The following is a 17,120-nucleotide window of genomic DNA, read 5'->3' on the forward strand; positions in this document are numbered from 1 at the left end:
CTTGCTTTTGTTTCCTTGGGTGATCAGATACAACACCCGAAAGCATGGGCGGGCAGATTTATGAATATGCAACATTCCGGCAAACAAAACCTGACGACGGACCGCGATTCCGTCTGGGCGCAACTGTGCGCCGAGGCGCGGGCCGCCGTCGCGGATGAACCGTTGTTGGGCGCGCTGATCCATGCCGGTTTGCTGCATCACCGCAGCCTTGAGGCGGCGCTCGCCTATCGTTTCTCGCTGAAACTGGCATCAGGGGAAATGAGCGAACAGATCCTGCGCGAATTGGCGGATGAAGCGTATTCGACCGCGCCAGACTTGGGCAATGCTGCGCGGGCGGATTTGCTGGCCGTGTATGACCGCGACCCGGCCACGCATCGGCTGCTGCAACCCGTTTTGTTTTTCAAAGGGTTTCAGGCGTTGCAGGCGTATCGTATGGCGCATTGGCTGTGGCGTCAGGGGCGCGCGGATATGGCCTATTTCGTGCAGATGCGCTGTTCCGAGGCGTTCGGCGTGGACATTCACCCCGCGGCGAAAATCGGCACGGGCGTGATGATCGACCATGCCCATTCGATTGTGATTGGTGAAACCGCGACGGTTGGCAATGACGTGTCGATGCTGCATTCCGTCACGCTGGGCGGCACCGGCAAAGAGGACGGCGACCGCCACCCGAAAATCGGCGACGGCGTGTTGATTGGTGCCGGGGCCAAGGTGCTGGGCAACATCCATGTCGGCCATCATTCCCGCATCGCCGCCGGTTCGGTGGTTCTGCATGACGTGCCGCCCTGCAAAACCGTGGCGGGCGTTCCCGCGCGCGTCATCGGAGACGCGGGCTGTGATGAGCCGTCGCAGGCCATGGATCAGATTCTGGGGATTGGGGATTACGGTTAATCCCAATCCGCCACGCCGCTGCCGGTCAGTTCGGGCAGCGTGATCCGGTCGCGCGCCAGCCGGTCGTCCAATTCGCGGGCGATCCGCGCGGCCAGCGAAAAACCCTGATAAATCAAGGCCGAATAAATCTGGATTGCGCTTGCACCCGCGCGCAGGCGTTGCCATGCGTCATCGGTGGTGCTGATGCCGCCCACGCCGATGATCGGCACATCCCCCCCCGTTTTCCGATAGAGCCGCGCCAGAACACGCGCGGATTTCTGCGTCAAAGGACGCCCGGACAGACCGCCGGTTTCCCCCTGATGCGCGCTGACCAGACCGTCGCGCGACAGGGTGGTGTTGGTCGCAATCACTCCATCAATCCCCGATCCGCGCACGACCGCCGCAACGTCCGCGATTTCCGCATCGGTCAAATCCGGCGCGATTTTCACAAAGACCGGGCGGTGTTCGGGCAGACCGTCGCGCGCATCCAGCACGCGCGCCAGCAATGCGGCCAATGCATCCGCGCCCTGCAAATCGCGCAGCTTTTCGGTGTTGGGCGATGACACATTCACCGTCAGAAAATCGGCCACCGGCCCCGCGCGGCGCATGACGATGGCGAAATCCTCGGCCCGGTCGGCGCTGTCTTTGTTCGCGCCGATATTCAGCCCCACCGGGATGCCGTCCGGGCGCTGCGCCAGACGGTCAGCAATCGCATCAACGCCCTGATTGTTAAAGCCAAAGCGGTTGATGATCGCCTGATCTTCGGTCAGGCGGAACAGGCGCGGTTTGGGATTGCCGGGTTGCGGGCGGGGGGTGGCGGCGCCCACCTCGATGAATCCGAAACCGGCGCGCATCAGGGGCGCGACCACGCGGGCGTTTTTGTCATATCCCGCCGCCAGACCGACCGGATTCGGCAGGTCCAGCCCCGCCACCGTGACCGCTAACCGATCCGAGGTGACCGGCCCCCCGGCCAGAGGCACCAGCCCGCGTTGCAGCGCGGCAATCGACAGATCATGCGCGGTTTCCGGGTCCAGACGGTGCAGCGCGGCCACGCCAAGGCGTTCAATCGGTTTCATTCCAATTCCTTAATATCATGGCCGTTTTCGGTGCGCGGCACGTCGCGCGCCCACAGCACATCATCCATCCGCAACGCACGATAGAGATGCGGGAACAGATCGCCGCCGCGCGAGGGTTCCCATTGCAACGCCTCCATCCCGTCGGCTTCGCAGGCCAGCAGGATCACATCCCCGTCACCTGCGAAATGTTTGGACAGAGTAACGGGCAGTTGCGCGGCGGTTGAAAAATGGACGAACCCATCGGCCACATCCACAGGCGCGCCGTCTGTTGCGCCCTGTTCCTGCAAATGCGCCCATTCCGCGGGGCGAAGGATTTTGTAAATCAGCATAGCCGCATTTGCCGCCTGTTCCCCCCCGTGGTCAAGACCCGTCACCGCCCCGTCACAAACCAATGTCATTCATGGACCCCGCAAGTATTTGACTGGGCGGGGGTGGTCCGCCACTCTGGCCCGGTCAAGGTCAGGAAAGGATTATCCATGAACACCCGCCTTTTTGCTGCGGCATCCGTGTTGGCGTTGTGCGCCGGTGGCGTGCAGGCTGAAACCGTGCTGCATATTCTGCACACCAACGATCTGCACAGCCGGATCGAACCGATCAATCAATATGACAGCACCTGTGATCAGGACACCCGCGCCAAGGGCGAATGTTTCGGCGGTGTGGCCCGCGTCGCCCATAAAATCAACGAATTGCGCGACCAGATTCGTGCCGATGGCGGGCATGTGATCGTGCTGGATGCGGGCGATCAGTATCAGGGCAGCCTGTTTTACACCACCTATAAGGGCAAAGACGTGGCCGAGTTCATGACCGCCATCGGTTATGACGCCATGGCGATTGGCAATCACGAATTTGACGATGGCCCCGAAGGTCTGCTGACTCTGATCGACGGCGTGGATTTCCCGGTTCTGTCCAGCAATATCGACGTGTCGCAGTCGAATATTCTGGCGGGCAAAGTGTCGAAACACACCGTCATCGACCTGGGCGATACCAAGGTGGGGATCGTGTCCGCGCTTGCCATGGACACGCCCGAAACTGCGTCGCCCGGCCCGAATGTGATCTTTCAGGATGACATCGACAGCCTGCGCGCGGCGGTGCAGGATCTGACCGATCAGGGCGTGACGAAAATCATCGCGCTGACGCATACGGGTTATCTGCGCGATCAGGATTTCGCCGCGCAGGTGCCGGGGCTGGATGCGGTCGTTGGCGGCCACTCGCACAGCCTGTTGGGCGATATGGAGGGCGCGGTCGGTGCCTATCCGACCATGGTTGCGGGCGCGGATGGGCGCGATGTGCCGGTGGTGCAGGCCTATGCCTATTCCAAATATCTGGGCCATCTGACCCTGACCTTTGACGATGCGGGCCATGTCACCGCCGCGTCGGGTCAGCCGATCCTGCTGGATAATTCCATCCCCGAAGATGAAACAATCGCCGCCCGCGTCGTCGAAATGTCCGCCCCGATCGAAGAACTGCGTCAAACCGTCGTCGCGACCGCGAATGCGCCGATTGACGGCGACCGCGCGAATTGCCGCGCGCGTGAATGTGAAATGGGCAATCTGGTGGCCGATGCCATGCTGGACCGCGTGCGCGAACAGGGGATTCAGATCGCCATTCAGAACGGCGGCGGTCTGCGCGCCTCCATCGACGCGGGCGAGGTGACGATGGGCGAGGTGTATACCGTCCTGCCGTTCCAGAACACGCTGGCGACGTTCATGTTGCCCGGTGCCGATGTGATCGCCGCCTTGGAAAACGGCGCCAGCCGGTATGACGAAGGCGCGGGCCGGTTCGCGCAGGTCGCGGGTCTGCAATACACCATTGATCCGGCAGCGGAATCCGGCGCGCGGATCAGCGATGTGCGCGTGATGAAAGACGGCGAATGGACCGATCTTGACCCCGCCGCGACCTATGGCGTGGTGTCGAACAATTACATGCGTCAGGGCGGCGACGGTTACGGCGTGTTTGCGCAGAACGGCACCCAAGCCTATGATTTCGGCCCCGATCTGGCCGAGGTGTTGGCCGATTATCTGGCCGCCCAAGCCCAAGGGTATACCCCCGAACTGGATGGTCGCATCACGGTTCGTTAACGAACATCGCCCGCCCCCTGAGACCCGGGGCGGGCGTTTTTTTATGCCCGCGTCAGCGTGACGCCCAACCCCGCCAGATCATCCCAATACAACGGATAGGTTTTCGCCGTGCATCCCGGATCCAAAATGGTGATGCCGTGGATCCGCAGACCGGCGAGCGCAAAGCTCATCGCGATACGGTGGTCGGAATAGGTGGTGATCAGTGTGGGCAGCGTTTGCCCCGACAGCGACGGGTCGGCGTGAACGATCAGATCGTCGCCATCCTCGGTCGCCAGTCCGGGGCGGATGCGGTTTAATTCGGTGGACAGCGCCGATACGCGGTCACATTCCTTAACCCTCAGATTGGCGATGCCGGTGAAGCGAACCGGCGTGGCGTTGAACGCCGCCATCACGGCCAGCGTCGGAATGGCGTCCTGCATCTGCGCGCCGTTGATCTGGCCGGGCATGTTCGGGAATTGCTGGATCACATGCCACGCCTGCGCATCAGGCTGCGACATGGCCGTGGGGTCAACGCCCAGATCAATCGCGCCACCCGTCAGCCGTTCGATCCCCCACAGATAGGTCGCCGCCGACGCGTCCGGTTCCACGGCGTAATCGCGCGCGGTGTATCCGCCGGGATGCACCACCCAGCCATCGGCCACCACATCCACCCGCGCGCCAAAGTCACGCATGACCGCCAGCGTGATGTTGATATAACCCGCGCCGCCAATATCCGATTGCGGGACCGAGACATGCAGGGCCGCATCACCACAGGCCGCCGCCATCAGCACCGCCGAAATGAACTGGCTGGACAGCGATCCGTCGATTTCCACCCGATCCGCGCGGAACCCGCCGGTGCCGTGGATCGTGACGGGGGGGCAACCATTCGTGTCCTGCGCATGGACCCCCAGCGATTGCAGCGCGGCGGCCAGCGGGCCGATGGGGCGGCGCGCCATATGGTCGTCGCCCTGAACAACCACGGTGCCATCCACCAGCCCCGCCGCCGCTGTCAGAAACCGCATCGCCGTGCCAGCATTGCCCAGAAACAGCGGTGCATCGGGCGCGCGCAATGTGCCGGTGCCGGTCACGACAACCGTCGTCGCGTCGGTCTGATCCACGCTCACGCCCATCTGACGCAGCGCCTGCGCCATATAGCGGGTGTCATCGCTGGACAGCGCGCCGGTGATCCGGCTGGTCCCGCGCGCCAAAGCCGCAATCAGCAAGGCGCGGTTCGTGATGGATTTCGACCCCGGCAGGGTCACAGCCCCGGTCAAGGCGCCCGCAGGCGGATGGATCAGAACGGAATCGGGGACGGGCTGCATGGCGTGACCTTTTGCGACAATCGCGCGATGATTAGCAAACCCGCCCGCCTTGCGCCAGTATGGGCGCTAACGCAGCGCCTGCATCGCATCGGCCAGATCATCGTCACCCCGCCGCCGCGCGCCGTCGATCACGCCCTGATAATCGCGGTCGTCGCGGTTCTGCGACAGCTTGGATTTCGCCAGAACCCGCGTCGGCGTGATGCGAAACGCGACAATCGCCGCCAGCATATCGTTCAGATAATCGGCGGGCGCGTCGGCCATGCGCCACGCCTGATCCCCATTGACGCGGCGTTCGTGAAGGCGGGTCAGCAAGGCGACCGCCGCGCGTTTGGCGTGGTCATTATGCTGCCATGTGATCGCGCCGTGGATATGGACGGCGGTGTAATTCCACGTCGGCACCATGCGGTGATGTTCGGACTTGGATGGGTAATCATTGGCGGACACATAGCCATCGACCCCGCGAAAAATCGCCAGCACCTCTGATCCGTCAGGCAAAATCCGGTGCAGGTCATTGGCGGCCGCGACATGGCCGATCAACGCCCCATCCGGCGCCGCGAACAGGGGGATGTGATTCGCCACCAGCCCCTGTTTGGTCTGCGCCACGATGCAGGCCAGCGGCGCGCCATCCATGATCGCCGCAATCTGCGCCGGGTCGGTTTCCTGAAAATGCGTCGGAATATACATGCGCCCCCCGTTGGCCTGACCCTGCATCCTCTTTCCCTGACGGTTTTTCAAGGCTATACCAAGCCAACTAAAAAAGGAGCGTAAGATGACGCAGCACACCGCCCCGAAAAACTGGGATAAGGCCGGATGGCGCGCCCTGCCGCGCGTGCAGATGCCGGACTATACCGATACCGCCGCGCTGAACGCGGTCGAGGATCAGTTGCGCCGCTATCCCCCGCTGGTTTTCGCCGGTGAGGTGCGCCGCCTGAAATCGCAACTGGCCGATGTCGCCGCGGGTCGCGGGTTCCTGTTGCAGGGCGGTGACTGCGCCGAAAGCTTTGCTGAATTCAGCGCCGACAACATCCGCGACACGTTTAAGGTGCTGTTGCAGATGGCCGTTGTCCTGACCTGGGGTGCGCAAATGCCGGTGGTCAAGGTCGGGCGCATGGCCGGTCAATTCGCCAAACCGCGCAGCGCGCCGACCGAAACCGTGAACGGGGTGGAACTGCCCAGCTATCGCGGGGACATCATCAACGGCTTTGACTTCACGCCCGACGCGCGCATCCCGGACCCGCAGCGGATGCTGGCCGCCTATACGCAGGCGGCGGCGTCGCTGAACCTGCTGCGCGCTTTTTCGACCGGCGGTTATGCCGATATGCACCGCGTGCAAAGCTGGATTTCCGATTTCGCCGGGGGGGATGAGGCCGCGAAATACCGCGACATCGCCGACCGCATCGCGGATACGATGGCGTTTATGCAGGCGGCGGGTGTGACCTCGGACACGGCGCAGTCGCTGGGTAAGGTTGATTTCTATACCAGCCATGAAAGCCTGCTGCTGGAATACGAAGAAGCCTTGGCCCGGATCGACTCCACCACCGGCCTGCCGGTTGCGGGGTCGGGTCACATGATCTGGATCGGCGACCGCACCCGTCAGCCCGACGGCGCGCATGTCGAATTCTGCCGTGGTGTGCAAAACCCCATCGGTCTGAAATGCGGCCCCACCACCACGGCCGAGGATCTGCGCGTCCTGATGGCGAAACTGAACCCGGAAAACGAAGCGGGGCGTCTGACTCTGATCGCGCGGTTCGGGGCGGGCAAGGTGGGCGATCACCTGCCGCGCCTGATCCAGACCGTTCAGGCCGAAGGCGCAAATGTGCTGTGGTCCTGCGATCCGATGCATGGCAACACGGTGAAATCGGCGTCGGGGTATAAAACCCGCCCGTTTGATGATGTGCTGGCCGAAGTGCGTGATTTCTTTGCCATCCACACCGCCGAAGGAACGATCCCCGGCGGCGTGCATTTCGAAATGACGGGTCAGGACGTGACGGAATGCACCGGCGGCGTCCGCGACGTCAAAGACGAAGACCTGTCCGCCCGGTATCACACCGCCTGCGACCCGCGCCTGAACGCCAGCCAATCGCTGGAACTGGCGTTTTTGGTGGCCGAAGAACTGCGCAAACGCCGTCAGGCCGCTGCGTAACATCAAATCCCCCGGGTTGCGGCCCGGGGGATTTTTCAGGAACGGTCTATGTGGGTTGATCTGGATGTTGCCGTGGCGGACGCCACTAAGGACATGGCCGATGTCCCGCCGCTGGTTCACGCATTGGCGCGGTTTCTGACCGATGTGTCGATCTCGTTGGATACGGCGCTGTCTCTGACGGTCAAAGATTATGACCCCGATACCGGCCTGTTACGCTGGTTCGAACCCGACACGCACAGCCCTGCCGATTACCAGTTGCCCGACGATCTGCGTGCGCTGATCGCGCCGTTTATTGCGACCGGGGCGGCTGACGCGCCGCTGTTTACCTTTGGCCGCGATCCGGTCGATCCTGTGGCCGCTGCGGTTCTGGACGGGTTTCGCTGTAATGCGCATCTGTTTCACACCGCGCGGCCCATGACCGGCGCGGATGGCGCGCCGATGACGCGGCACTGTCTGGACCCATGGCGCTATGTCGAGTTTGGCAGCAACGGCAAAGCGCGCCCCTGTTGCCGCACGCCGTGGATGGTGGATGTGGCCAGCCATGACGCGCAGAATATCAGCCAATCGGGCGCGTTCCGGCGGGTGCGGCGGATGGTTGCGACGGGGCATTTGCTGGACGAATGTCACAACTGCCACATTCGCCGTCGGAGCCCGGTGAATGTCGTGCGGCTTGATCTGCCGCCGAAGGTGGATGACCCGCAACCCACCAGCGAATTGCGGGTTGACGTGACGGGCCGGTGCAATCTGCGTTGCACCTATTGTCAGGTGACATCGCCGGGCTATGCGGGACGCGATATGGACGCCACCACGCTGACCCACGCGCTGCGGCTGGTCCGGCAGATGCCGCGCGGCGCCGAGGTGCATGTGAACGGCCATGGCGAAACCACCTATCATCCGGCTTGGGTCGATTTTTCCCGCGCGATTTTGCGCAGCGGCCACAAGCCTCAGATCATCACCAATCTGGCCAAGCGTTACAGCGATGATGAAATCGACACGCTGTCACGGTTCGGCGTCATTCAGATCAGCCTGGACAGCCACGACGACGCGATGATGCGCCGCATCCGCAAAGCGGTTGGCGTGGGCCGCGTGTTTGACAACATCGCCCGCATCCGCGATGCCGCCCGCCAGAGCGGCGGGGGCGGGCCAAAAATCTCATTTTCGGTCGGGATTTATGATCCCTCGGTCTGGGTGCTGCCGGATTTCGCGCAGGAATTGGTGGCCCAAGGCGCGCAGTCGGTGACGTTCTGGAGCCTTGTTGAATATGATCACCAGACCCATGTTCGCGCGCTGTCGCGGCTGAGCCCGGATGAAACCGACCGCGCGCGCCGCATGATCGCCGAGGCCGCGCAGATTTTGAAAGCGAACCGCATCCGGGCGCATTTTGCCGGTGATTTTCTGGATAGGAACGGGGTGCCGTTGACCCCGCCGTGACGCGCGGGGCGGTCAATCCCCCGCGGGGCGTTTGCGGCAATACAGTTCCAGCCGGTGCGCGATAATGTCATAGCCATGCGCGGCGGCGATTTTCTGTTGCAGGCGCTCAATTTCGTGGGACACGAATTCGACGATCTCGCCGCTGTCGATGTCGATGATGTGGTCGTGATGCGGGCGGTTGGCCAGTTCAAACCGCGTCACGCCGCTGTCAAAGGTGTGCGACCGCAGCACGCCCCGTTCGGTCAGCGTGGCCAGCGTGCGATAGGTCGTCGCCTGACTGATGCTGGCATCAAAATCACGCGCGCGGCGCAGCACTTCTTCGGCGTCGGGGTGGTCGTTGCTGGTCAGCAGGACGCGCATAATCGCCTGCCGCTGCGCCGTCATGCGCAGCCCGGCCTGATTCAGCAAATCATCGGTATCATCGAAATCTGTCATGGCGGTTTTATGCCTGAAGCGGCGTCGGTGAACAAGCGCGCTCTGCCGTAATTGACAATGAGAATAATTCGCAATATCAAAACGGGATGGGGCAAAGGATATCAACATGCGCATGAATCGTCGGTTTTTTTCGGGTGCCATGCTGGCGCTGATGGCATCGCCGGGTGCGGCGGCGGCGGGGGCGGCGCGTTTGTCCGTCACGGCGACCACGGGCATGATCGCGGATGCCGCGCGGCATGTTGGTGGCGACCGGGTGCAGGTCACGGCGCTGATGGGGCCGGGGGTTGATCCGCATGGCTATCGCCCGACGCGCAGCGATATGATCGCGCTTGCCGATGCCGATCTGGTGCTGTGGCACGGCCTGAATCTGGAGGCGCAGATGCAGGATTTTCTGCTGCGTCTGGCCCATGATGGCATCCCGACGGTTGCGGTGGCCGAACATGTCCCCGCGGATCAGTTGCTGCCTTATGACGGGTTCGAGGGGCGCTTTGACCCTCATATCTGGATGGACCCGGACCGTTGGGGGTATGTCGTGCGCGCGGTCTGCGATGCCATGGCGGCGGCGCGGCCGGGGGACGCGGCGACGTTCCGCGCGAATGCCGACGCCTATCTGGGGGAACTGGCGCGGCTGGGCGATTACGCGCGTGGGGTGCTGGCCTCGGTCCCGTCCGACCGCCGCGTGTTGGTGACGGCGCATGACGCGTTTCATTATTTCGGCCACGCCTTCGGGTTCGAGGTGCTGGCGATTCAGGGCATCTCGACCGAATCCGAGGCCGGCCTGCACCGCATCCGCGATCTGGTGGAGGTGCTGGTTCAGCGCCAGATCGGGGCGGTGTTTGTCGAAAGCTCGGTGTCCGATCGCAACATTCGCGCGCTGATCGAGGGCGCGGCGGCGCAGGGCCACAGCGTCCAGATCGGCGGCGATCTGTTTTCGGACGCTATGGGTCCGGGCGGCACCTATCGCGGCACCTATATCGGTATGATGGATCACAACGTCACCACGATTGCCCGCGCCTTGGGCGGTGACGCACCCGATACCGGTATGCAGGGGCTGCTATGACCGCGCCCGCCTTATCCATCCGGGGCGTCACCGTATCTTATGGCGATCACCCCGTGGCTATTGATGTCAGCGCGGATATCGCGCCCGGCACGATGACCGCCATTATCGGCCCGAATGGTGCGGGCAAATCCAGCCTGTTGCGCGGCTGTCTGGGTCTGTTGCCGCGCGTGGCGGGCGATGTGCAGGTCTGGGGCCGCCCGGTGGATCAGGCGCGCGACGACATCGCCTATGTCCCGCAGCGGGCCAGCGTGGATTGGGATTTCCCCGCAACCGCGCGTGATGTGGTGCAGATGGGCATGTATCGCCGTGTTGGTTTGCTGGGGCGGTTTTCCGCGTCGTTGACGGGGCGGGCGCGCGACTGTCTGGACCGGGTCGGCATGGCGGATTTTGCCAATCGCCAGATCGGGCAGTTGTCGGGAGGGCAGCAACAACGGGTGTTCCTGGCGCGCGCCCTGGCGCAGGATGCGCGGCTTTATGTGCTGGACGAACCCTTTGCGGGGGTGGATGCGGCAACCGAACGCGCCATTATCAAGGTTTTGAAATCGCTGGCGGAATCGGGTTTTGCGGTGATTGCGGTGCATCACGATCTGGCCACGCTGCGCGATTATTTCGACACCGCCTTGCTGATGAATATGCGCCTGATCGCGTCCGGCCCGGTGGATCTTGTGGCCACGCCCGACAATCTGACTGTTGCCTATGGCGGGCGGCATCCGGGGGCTGCGCCGTGATGGATCTGCTGGACGCGCTGTTTCTGCGCGCGGGGTATAACGCGGCCTTGGTGGCGGTCGGCGCGGCGCTGTTGGGCATGGCGGCGGGGGCTGTCGGCGCGTTCATGTTTCTGCGCAAACGCGCGCTTGTGTCGGATGCGGTCGCTCATGCCGCTTTGCCGGGGGTCTGCGCGGCGTTTCTGATCATGGTGGCCATGGGCAGAGACGGACGCAGCCTGATCGGCCTGCTGGCGGGGGCGGCGGCCAGTGCCGCGATTGGGCTGTGGCTGATCGAATGGGCCACGCGCCGCACCCGCCTGACCGAGGACGCCGCCATCGGCGCGGTTCTGGGCGCGTTTTTCGGTCTGGGCGTGGTGCTGATGACGGTGATCCAGACCGTCCCGCAGGGGCGACAAGCGGGGATCGAGACCTTCCTTCTGGGCTCCGCCGCCGGGATGCTGTTCGAAGACAGTCTGGTGATCGCCATTGGCGGCGGCGTGCCGGTGGCGCTGATCTGGCTGCTGCGTCGCCCTATGATCCTGACGGCGTTTGACCCGTCTTATGCGGCGGCTTTGGGCGTCAATGTGGCGTGGGTGGACCGCGCGCTGATGGGGCTGGTGATGGTCGTCACGGTGGTGGGGCTAAAGCTGGTCGGGCTGATCCTGATTGTCGCCATGCTGATCATCCCGCCGGTGACGGCGCGGTTCTGGACCGACCGGTCGTCGCGTCTGGTGGGGCTGTCGGGCGCGATTGGCGGGCTGGCCGCGTGGATCGGGGCGGCGCTGTCATCCGTCGCGCCGGCGCTGCCGACCGGGCCGGTGGTGGTGCTGGTGGCGGCGTTGATCTTTGCCCTGTCCTTGGTGATGGCCCCCCGGCGCGGCATTGTCGCGGGCTGGATGCGCCATGTCCGTTTGCGGCGTCAGATGGCCCTGCGCGCGGCGCTGCGCGACATGGTGCCGGGATCGCCCGTGCCGCCTGCGCTGCGTGGCCCCTTGCAGCGGCGCGGTCTGGTCGATGCGCGGGGGCTGCCCACGGATGAGGGTCTGGCGCAAGCCGCTGATATTGCACAGGACGGTCGCCGCTGGGTCGCCGCGCGCCGCCTGTTTGACGATGCCGGGATTGCGCCGCGCGATGACGGCCTGACCCGGATCACCAGCGTGCTGACCCCTGATCAGATTGCGCAGATCGACGGGGTGCTGGCGCAGGGGGGCAAGCCATGATCACTGAATTCATGCGCTTTTCCCTGACGCCGATGGTGATTGGCATTCTGGCGGCGGTCGCCTGTGCGCTGCCGGGGAATTTCCTGATCCTGCGCCGTCAGGCCTTGATCGGGGATGCCATCAGCCATGTGGTTTTGCCCGGCATTGTCGTGGCGTTCCTGCTGACCGGTTCCGTCGCCGGAGGCGTGATGATGGCCGGAGCCGCCGCCGCCGCCGTCATCGCCGTCGCCCTGATCGAGTTCCTGCGCCGCTTCGGCCGGATCGAGCCGGGCGCGGCCATGGGTGTGGTCTTTACGACTCTGTTCGCCGCCGGGGTGCTGATGCTGGAACAAAGCAACACATCCGCCGTCCATCTGGATGTTGAACACGCGCTGATGGGCAATCTGGAAGGGCTGGTTTGGCTGCGCGCGACCGGCTGGACGTCGCTGTTCGACGCCGACGCCCTGCGCACGCTGCCCCCCGAACTGGGGCGCATGGCGGCGGTTTGCGCGGCGGTTGTGGTGATGATGGCGCTGTTCTGGAGGTGGCTGGTCATCTGCACCTTTGACGCAGGTTTTGCGCGGGCCGTGGGGATCCCTGCGGGGGCGGTCGGCTTTGGTCTTGTGATCACAACGGCGGCGGTCGCGGTCGCCGCCTTTGACGCCGTGGGGTCGATCATCGTGATCGCCATGTTCGTCTGCCCCCCCGCCGCCGCGCGGCTGATGACCAACAGCCTGCCGCGCCAGATCGCATGGTCCGTCGGTTTCGCCACCCTGTCGGCGGTGCTGGGGGTTATCCTGTCGGGCTATGGCCCGCTATGGCTGGGCGCGGCCCATTCGGTCAGCGCGGCGGGGATGATCGCCACAATGTCGGGGGTGATTCTGCTGATCTGCGGCGTTGCGGGGCCATGCCGCCGGGGCGCGGGGCAGGGGGTTTGAAAAATAATCGTTTTGTATCAGTGTATTGGTGTGTTTTTTGGAAAAAATGACGGTTTGATGTATTTTCCCCCTTGCGAGGCGCCGCAACTGTCCGTAAACACCCCCTCACGCCGCCGGGAATGACCGGCAGCGGACAGAAAGTGGCCCGTTCGTCTATCGGTTAGGACGCCAGGTTTTCAACCTGGAAAGAGGGGTTCGATTCCCCTACGGGCTGCCATTTTCCTACACATTATCTTTCCTTTCAATGGCTTGCGGCGTATCATTGGCGAACCTTTCCGACAGGTTAGTCAAATCCTGCGCCGTTTTGATCGTCGAAAGACGCTGATCGCTTGCCCCGCGTGACCGCGCACTAAATCGTTCTTTGCCATCAATACGGCCCTTGTCATTATGCGATAAAATGCCAATATTTACGTCTGTGGCCGTGCAATGGGTGTCCGGCCAAAAACGGGGAGGGTGATCCGTGCGTCAGTTTTACACGCGCCGCAATCGCGCCGCCCTCAAAAGCATAACCTTCGGCATATTCCAGCGATCATCCCGCTAGGACGCTTTCGCGTTTTCAGCGGATTTTTGCCATTTAAGGCCGGTCTGAAAGGCTGGCCGCTGGAAGGAGTATGTTGATGTCTAAGAATAAACGTATCGTCGCGCGGCCTTTCCCGACGACCCCGGATATGTCGGTTTCTGCGATCACCGCCCGCTTTTGCCACGGGATTGCGCAGTTTTCGGGCGACGATGCCGCGCCTTGCCCGGACGAAGACGACATTCTTGTGATGCTGGGTGCCGATTTTGCCGCAGCGAATGGCTTGGATGATGACGAAGACGACGGAGCTTCGCCCAACCTGCCAAGCGGCTGGAAACGGGCCGCTCATCGGGCTGTCCGCTTTGTGCAGCGGCGGAACGCCCTGCTTGACCGGCATCTGGCCCACCTGAATGCGGCGGATAGCAAGCTGATCCGCGCCGTGATTGGCCGGGGGACATTCGCCGGTGTCGTGACCCAGCACCAAATGCATGAACGGATCGCGGCGCTGCATGAGGACGCGCCGTGGATGCAACCGGCATCGGTCGCTGTGATGCACGCCATGAACCGCGCCACGCGAACGGGTGCGGCGGGATTAACCATGCCGCCGCTGATCCTCTCTGGCCCTCCGGGTGTCGGAAAATCGCAATGGGCCAGGTCGCTGGCGCGTCTGTTTCGGGTTCCGGTCGTCGATATCGACATCGGCGCGTCGAACGGCGCGACCTTTGCCTTATCGGGGACCGAACGGGGATGGGGCAGCGCGGCTCCTGGGCGACTGGTGGGAACAATGCTTCAGACGCAGATCGCCAACCCGCTGGTGATCGTCGATGAGCTGGACAAAATCCCCGACGCGGTATCCACAAACAAAGGGACGTCGCTGCCCGGAGCGGTCGAGGTTCTGAAATCGATGATCGAGCCCACGACCGCCCGTCACTGGACCTGCCCCTATTACCGTGTGCCGTTTGATATGTCGTCGGTGAATTGGGTCATGACGACGAATTCGACGGCGGCGCTGTCTCAGGCGCTGCTGGATCGCTGCACGCTGATTGAATTGCGTGACCCCACGACCGAGGAACTGGCCTGCGTTGCGCGCAAGCATATCCGTGCATCGCTGCCGGACGACATGCACGGCATCGCCAATGATCTGGTTCGCGGCGCACTCAGGCAACGTCAGGCGGCGTGCAAACGCACATCTCTGCGGCAGCTGGCGCGCATGATTCAGGCAGTGACGGACCTGTCGGACGTCAGGGTGTTTCAATGATGCTGGCCCGGACCCCGCGCATGGGTGGCAGGGTCGGATATGCGCGGGCAATCGGGGCTTGCGACCCGACGCGGGCGCAGGTAATACCTTGGCCAAAGTGGTGGGATTTTCTAAGTTTAGTGTTGAATTGGTGCCATGTTTGTGGAAAGCATATTAACATGACCGGATTGCGACGGAAAAGAGGGCGCAAATGACGTTTCACCATTGTTCCTCAGGCCGTTCTTCTTTTCGAAAGCGGCTGTAATGGGCCGTTCTCACCCGTATCACAAACTGCCACGCCGTGCATTTTGGCGCACAAGTGTTGAACGCTCGGCGCAGGCGCAAACGCCTTTAGCGGACCTGTGGCGTCCAAAATTTGGTATAACCCCACATGACCCGATCATGACATTAGGGTCGTGCTTTGCGCAGCATATAAGCCGCGCATTGGTCGGGGCGGGGTTTGAATGGGTCGAGGCGGAACGCGCGCCGTTCGGCCTTAGCGAAGAAACGGCGCGATCTTTAGGCTATGGTCTTTTTTCTGCACGCACCGGAAATATTTATACGACGCGAATGTTGGCGCAGTGGTTGTCCTGGACAATATCCCCGGAATCGCAAGATCGCGACGTCTGGGGTGGGGATGGCGCGTTTTTCGACCCTGCTCGGCCACAGGTTGAACCCGAAGGTTTTGAAGATGAAAATGAGCTTTTCGACGCAAGGCGCGCCACATTGGCGGCTCTGAAAAGGGCGATTGAGAAAGCTTCGGTTTTTGTTTTCACTCTGGGCCTTACGGAATGCTGGCAAAATAAAAACACGGGGCTTGTCTATTCATCATGCCCCGGGACGGTAAAAGGTGATTTTGACGACGTTTCGCATCAATTTGCGAATCTGACCTACAATGATGTTGTCGAAGACTTGGTCAGGATCCGGGGCTTTGTTAAGAATCTGAACCCCGAAATTCGTATGCTGTTGACCGTTTCGCCGGTGCCGCTGGTTGCGACGGCAGCCGATGGGCAGCATGTTTTAACGGCAACCACATATTCAAAATCAGTTCTGCGCGCCGCAGCGGGCGATTTCTGCGATGCGCATCAGGATGTTGATTATTTCCCTTCCTACGAGCTTGTTACAAATCCGTTCCTGAACCGGCAAATGTTCAGTGATGACCGCCGGAGCGTGCGGGCTGATGCGGTTGAATTCGTCATGCAGCATTTTCTGGCTGGTTTGGGTGTCGATGGCGCGCAGCCCAAGAATATGAAGGGAAAAATCGACGAGGAAATTCAACAGGCAGTGCGGAACGCCCAGGATGCGGACGCCGTCATCTGTGAAGAAATCGAACTGAATAAGTTCAGCAAAGATCTGTAGGGCATAGACGTTTAATGTCAGAAAAACATAAGGCTTTTGTGTTCGGCGACTCTCACTGGAGTGTTATGAGTGATGCCGCGTTTCGTCATAATATTTGTTTCGAGATGTTAGAATGTCGTGCTTCACCTGTGTTTCTGAATGCATCTCTTGAATATGACCCCGGCGGGCTGCATGTTTTCAACATCTCACCAGAATATCTGGACGCTGGAACCTATGGAGAGCATAAAGTTAGAAAAAGGATAAACAGACAGGGGATTATCACTAAAGCGATTAGAAAAGCGTCTGCAACACGACTTCCTGTTTACACGAATATCGGCATGACGGCGACGCATTTCTCTAGGCAGTTGGCCGTGGCCGCAAGCGCTAACGGTGAAGATCCCTCGCTTCTGTCGTCAAGGTCAATCAAAGCGGCTGCACAGGAATATACTCGAAAATATGCTGATTTTTATTCAAGCTTGGTTCGCATGTTTCCTTGCGTCGTTGCATTCTACGGGCCAACTCGCTTCGAGGATCACACAAAAAAGGCATGGCTGATTTACGACGATGTAATGCGCAGAATAATGGATGAACTGGGCGTTCATCTGATTGATTTGCGTGAGCAGCTGGGGCAAGATGGTTTGTTGCTGGCGCCTGAATACAACAAAGAGCCGGATGATGACGGCGTTCATGCGAACGACTCTTGGGGTCTTTTCGTTGCAAATAAAATCGTCGAAGATATCAGGCGACGTGAAAGCACCGTTCTCTGATCCTTATTGAAGAAATCGCAATTCGT

Annotated in this window: 16 protein-coding genes and 1 tRNA gene; 12 read left to right on the forward strand and 5 right to left on the reverse strand. The window is 61.9% G+C overall.

All coding sequences use genetic code 11. The features are described 5' to 3' along the window. Positions 1-60 precede the first annotated feature (60 nt). Positions 61-888 carry a serine O-acetyltransferase gene (cysE, locus tag Q4G20_RS08655; RefSeq protein WP_303343035.1) on the forward strand — a complete coding sequence of 276 codons (828 nt, stop codon included), beginning with the start codon at positions 61-63 and terminating at the stop codon, positions 886-888. On the opposite strand, the gene Q4G20_RS08660 is transcribed toward cysE, so the two are convergent. Both Q4G20_RS08660 and Q4G20_RS08665 read right to left on the reverse strand, forming a co-directional pair. Continuing rightward, positions 885-1,943, reverse strand: a complete 1,059-nt coding sequence (locus tag Q4G20_RS08660; RefSeq protein ID WP_303343036.1) for a quinone-dependent dihydroorotate dehydrogenase — start codon at positions 1,941-1,943, stop codon at positions 885-887. The two genes, cysE and Q4G20_RS08660, sit on opposite strands and share 4 nt — an antisense overlap. Further along, the gene (locus Q4G20_RS08665) at positions 1,940-2,272 is read right to left on the reverse strand and encodes a DUF952 domain-containing protein (protein WP_303343038.1); all 333 of its coding nucleotides are present in this window, start codon (positions 2,270-2,272) and stop codon (positions 1,940-1,942) included. The genes Q4G20_RS08660 and Q4G20_RS08665 overlap by 4 nt, the downstream gene beginning before the upstream one ends. A 147-nt stretch (positions 2,273-2,419) precedes the next feature. Between Q4G20_RS08665 and Q4G20_RS08670 the strand changes: the two genes are divergently transcribed. Then, positions 2,420-4,021: a bifunctional UDP-sugar hydrolase/5'-nucleotidase gene (locus Q4G20_RS08670; RefSeq protein WP_303343039.1), complete on the forward strand. Its 1,602-nt coding sequence runs from the start codon at positions 2,420-2,422 to the stop codon at positions 4,019-4,021. A 41-nt stretch (positions 4,022-4,062) separates the two neighbouring features. Here the strand turns inward: Q4G20_RS08670 and Q4G20_RS08675 are convergent, their stop codons facing one another. Continuing rightward, on the reverse strand, positions 4,063-5,322 hold the full coding sequence (locus Q4G20_RS08675; protein WP_303343040.1) for a 3-phosphoshikimate 1-carboxyvinyltransferase: 1,260 nt from the start codon (positions 5,320-5,322) through the stop codon (positions 4,063-4,065). Positions 5,323-5,388: 66 nt separating this feature from the next. Next, a complete protein-coding gene (locus Q4G20_RS08680) occupies positions 5,389-6,006 on the reverse strand; it encodes an FMN-binding negative transcriptional regulator (RefSeq protein ID WP_303343041.1) in 618 nt (205 codons plus the stop codon). 85 nt (positions 6,007-6,091) lie between these two features. Here Q4G20_RS08680 and Q4G20_RS08685 point away from each other — a divergent pair, with 85 nt between their 5' ends. Then, positions 6,092-7,465 (forward strand): class II 3-deoxy-7-phosphoheptulonate synthase, encoded by a 1,374-nt coding sequence (locus Q4G20_RS08685; RefSeq protein ID WP_303343042.1) that lies wholly within the window; start codon positions 6,092-6,094, stop codon positions 7,463-7,465. Between the two features lie 48 nt (positions 7,466-7,513). Continuing rightward, positions 7,514-8,896 carry a radical SAM/SPASM domain-containing protein gene (locus tag Q4G20_RS08690; RefSeq protein ID WP_303343043.1) on the forward strand — a complete coding sequence of 461 codons (1,383 nt, stop codon included), beginning with the start codon at positions 7,514-7,516 and terminating at the stop codon, positions 8,894-8,896. 12 nt (positions 8,897-8,908) lie between these two features. Here Q4G20_RS08690 and Q4G20_RS08695 read toward each other — a convergent pair whose 3' ends face one another. Further along, positions 8,909-9,331: a Fur family transcriptional regulator gene (locus tag Q4G20_RS08695; protein WP_303343044.1), complete on the reverse strand. Its 423-nt coding sequence runs from the start codon at positions 9,329-9,331 to the stop codon at positions 8,909-8,911. A gap of 139 nt (positions 9,332-9,470) precedes the next feature. Here Q4G20_RS08695 and Q4G20_RS08700 point away from each other — a divergent pair, with 139 nt between their 5' ends. The 8 genes from Q4G20_RS08700 (at position 9,471) to Q4G20_RS08735 (ending at position 17,094) form a co-directional block, all read left to right on the forward strand. Continuing rightward, the gene (locus Q4G20_RS08700; protein ID WP_303343098.1) at positions 9,471-10,391 is read left to right on the forward strand and encodes a metal ABC transporter solute-binding protein, Zn/Mn family; all 921 of its coding nucleotides are present in this window, start codon (positions 9,471-9,473) and stop codon (positions 10,389-10,391) included. Beyond that, entirely contained in the window at positions 10,388-11,119 is a 732-nt protein-coding gene (locus Q4G20_RS08705; RefSeq protein WP_303343045.1) for a metal ABC transporter ATP-binding protein, read from the forward strand. The genes Q4G20_RS08700 and Q4G20_RS08705 overlap by 4 nt, the downstream gene beginning before the upstream one ends. After that, the gene (locus Q4G20_RS08710) at positions 11,119-12,318 is read left to right on the forward strand and encodes a metal ABC transporter permease (RefSeq protein WP_303343099.1); all 1,200 of its coding nucleotides are present in this window, start codon (positions 11,119-11,121) and stop codon (positions 12,316-12,318) included. The genes Q4G20_RS08705 and Q4G20_RS08710 overlap by 1 nt, the downstream gene beginning before the upstream one ends. Further along, complete coding sequence (locus Q4G20_RS08715) at positions 12,315-13,235, forward strand: metal ABC transporter permease (protein ID WP_303343046.1); 921 nt, start codon at positions 12,315-12,317, stop codon at positions 13,233-13,235. The genes Q4G20_RS08710 and Q4G20_RS08715 overlap by 4 nt, the downstream gene beginning before the upstream one ends. 142 nt (positions 13,236-13,377) lie before the next feature. Beyond that, a tRNA-Glu gene (locus tag Q4G20_RS08720) sits at positions 13,378-13,452 on the forward strand. A 400-nt stretch (positions 13,453-13,852) separates the two neighbouring features. Further along, the gene (locus Q4G20_RS08725; RefSeq protein WP_303343047.1) at positions 13,853-15,010 is read left to right on the forward strand and encodes an AAA family ATPase; all 1,158 of its coding nucleotides are present in this window, start codon (positions 13,853-13,855) and stop codon (positions 15,008-15,010) included. A 243-nt stretch (positions 15,011-15,253) separates the two neighbouring features. Beyond that, positions 15,254-16,348, forward strand: a complete 1,095-nt coding sequence (locus Q4G20_RS08730) for a GSCFA domain-containing protein (RefSeq protein WP_303343048.1) — start codon at positions 15,254-15,256, stop codon at positions 16,346-16,348. A 65-nt stretch (positions 16,349-16,413) separates the two neighbouring features. Continuing rightward, positions 16,414-17,094, forward strand: coding sequence for a hypothetical protein (locus Q4G20_RS08735; protein WP_303343049.1), 681 nt, complete (start codon positions 16,414-16,416; stop codon positions 17,092-17,094). Positions 17,095-17,120 lie beyond the last annotated feature (26 nt).

It is taken from the genome of Paracoccus sp. (in: a-proteobacteria), from assembly GCF_030538495.1.
Lineage (GTDB): Bacteria > Pseudomonadota > Alphaproteobacteria > Rhodobacterales > Rhodobacteraceae > Paracoccus.

Excerpts from the sequence above, each read along its gene's own strand:
- cysE (WP_303343035.1), top strand. The coding sequence starts at position 61 with ATGAATATGCAACATTCCGGCAAACAAAACCTGACGACGGACCGCGAT.
- Q4G20_RS08660 (WP_303343036.1), bottom strand. The coding sequence starts at position 1,943 with ATGAAACCGATTGAACGCCTTGGCGTGGCCGCGCTGCACCGTCTGGAC.
- Q4G20_RS08665 (WP_303343038.1), bottom strand. The coding sequence starts at position 2,272 with ATGCTGATTTACAAAATCCTTCGCCCCGCGGAATGGGCGCATTTGCAG.
- Q4G20_RS08670 (WP_303343039.1), top strand. The coding sequence starts at position 2,420 with ATGAACACCCGCCTTTTTGCTGCGGCATCCGTGTTGGCGTTGTGCGCC.
- Q4G20_RS08675 (WP_303343040.1), bottom strand. The coding sequence starts at position 5,322 with ATGCAGCCCGTCCCCGATTCCGTTCTGATCCATCCGCCTGCGGGCGCC.
- Q4G20_RS08680 (WP_303343041.1), bottom strand. The coding sequence starts at position 6,006 with ATGTATATTCCGACGCATTTTCAGGAAACCGACCCGGCGCAGATTGCG.
- Q4G20_RS08685 (WP_303343042.1), top strand. The coding sequence starts at position 6,092 with ATGACGCAGCACACCGCCCCGAAAAACTGGGATAAGGCCGGATGGCGC.
- Q4G20_RS08690 (WP_303343043.1), top strand. The coding sequence starts at position 7,514 with ATGTGGGTTGATCTGGATGTTGCCGTGGCGGACGCCACTAAGGACATG.
- Q4G20_RS08695 (WP_303343044.1), bottom strand. The coding sequence starts at position 9,331 with ATGACAGATTTCGATGATACCGATGATTTGCTGAATCAGGCCGGGCTG.
- Q4G20_RS08700 (WP_303343098.1), top strand. The coding sequence starts at position 9,471 with ATGCTGGCGCTGATGGCATCGCCGGGTGCGGCGGCGGCGGGGGCGGCG.
- Q4G20_RS08705 (WP_303343045.1), top strand. The coding sequence starts at position 10,388 with ATGACCGCGCCCGCCTTATCCATCCGGGGCGTCACCGTATCTTATGGC.
- Q4G20_RS08710 (WP_303343099.1), top strand. The coding sequence starts at position 11,119 with ATGGATCTGCTGGACGCGCTGTTTCTGCGCGCGGGGTATAACGCGGCC.
- Q4G20_RS08715 (WP_303343046.1), top strand. The coding sequence starts at position 12,315 with ATGATCACTGAATTCATGCGCTTTTCCCTGACGCCGATGGTGATTGGC.
- Q4G20_RS08725 (WP_303343047.1), top strand. The coding sequence starts at position 13,853 with ATGTCTAAGAATAAACGTATCGTCGCGCGGCCTTTCCCGACGACCCCG.
- Q4G20_RS08730 (WP_303343048.1), top strand. The coding sequence starts at position 15,254 with ATGGGCCGTTCTCACCCGTATCACAAACTGCCACGCCGTGCATTTTGG.
- Q4G20_RS08735 (WP_303343049.1), top strand. The coding sequence starts at position 16,414 with ATGAGTGATGCCGCGTTTCGTCATAATATTTGTTTCGAGATGTTAGAA.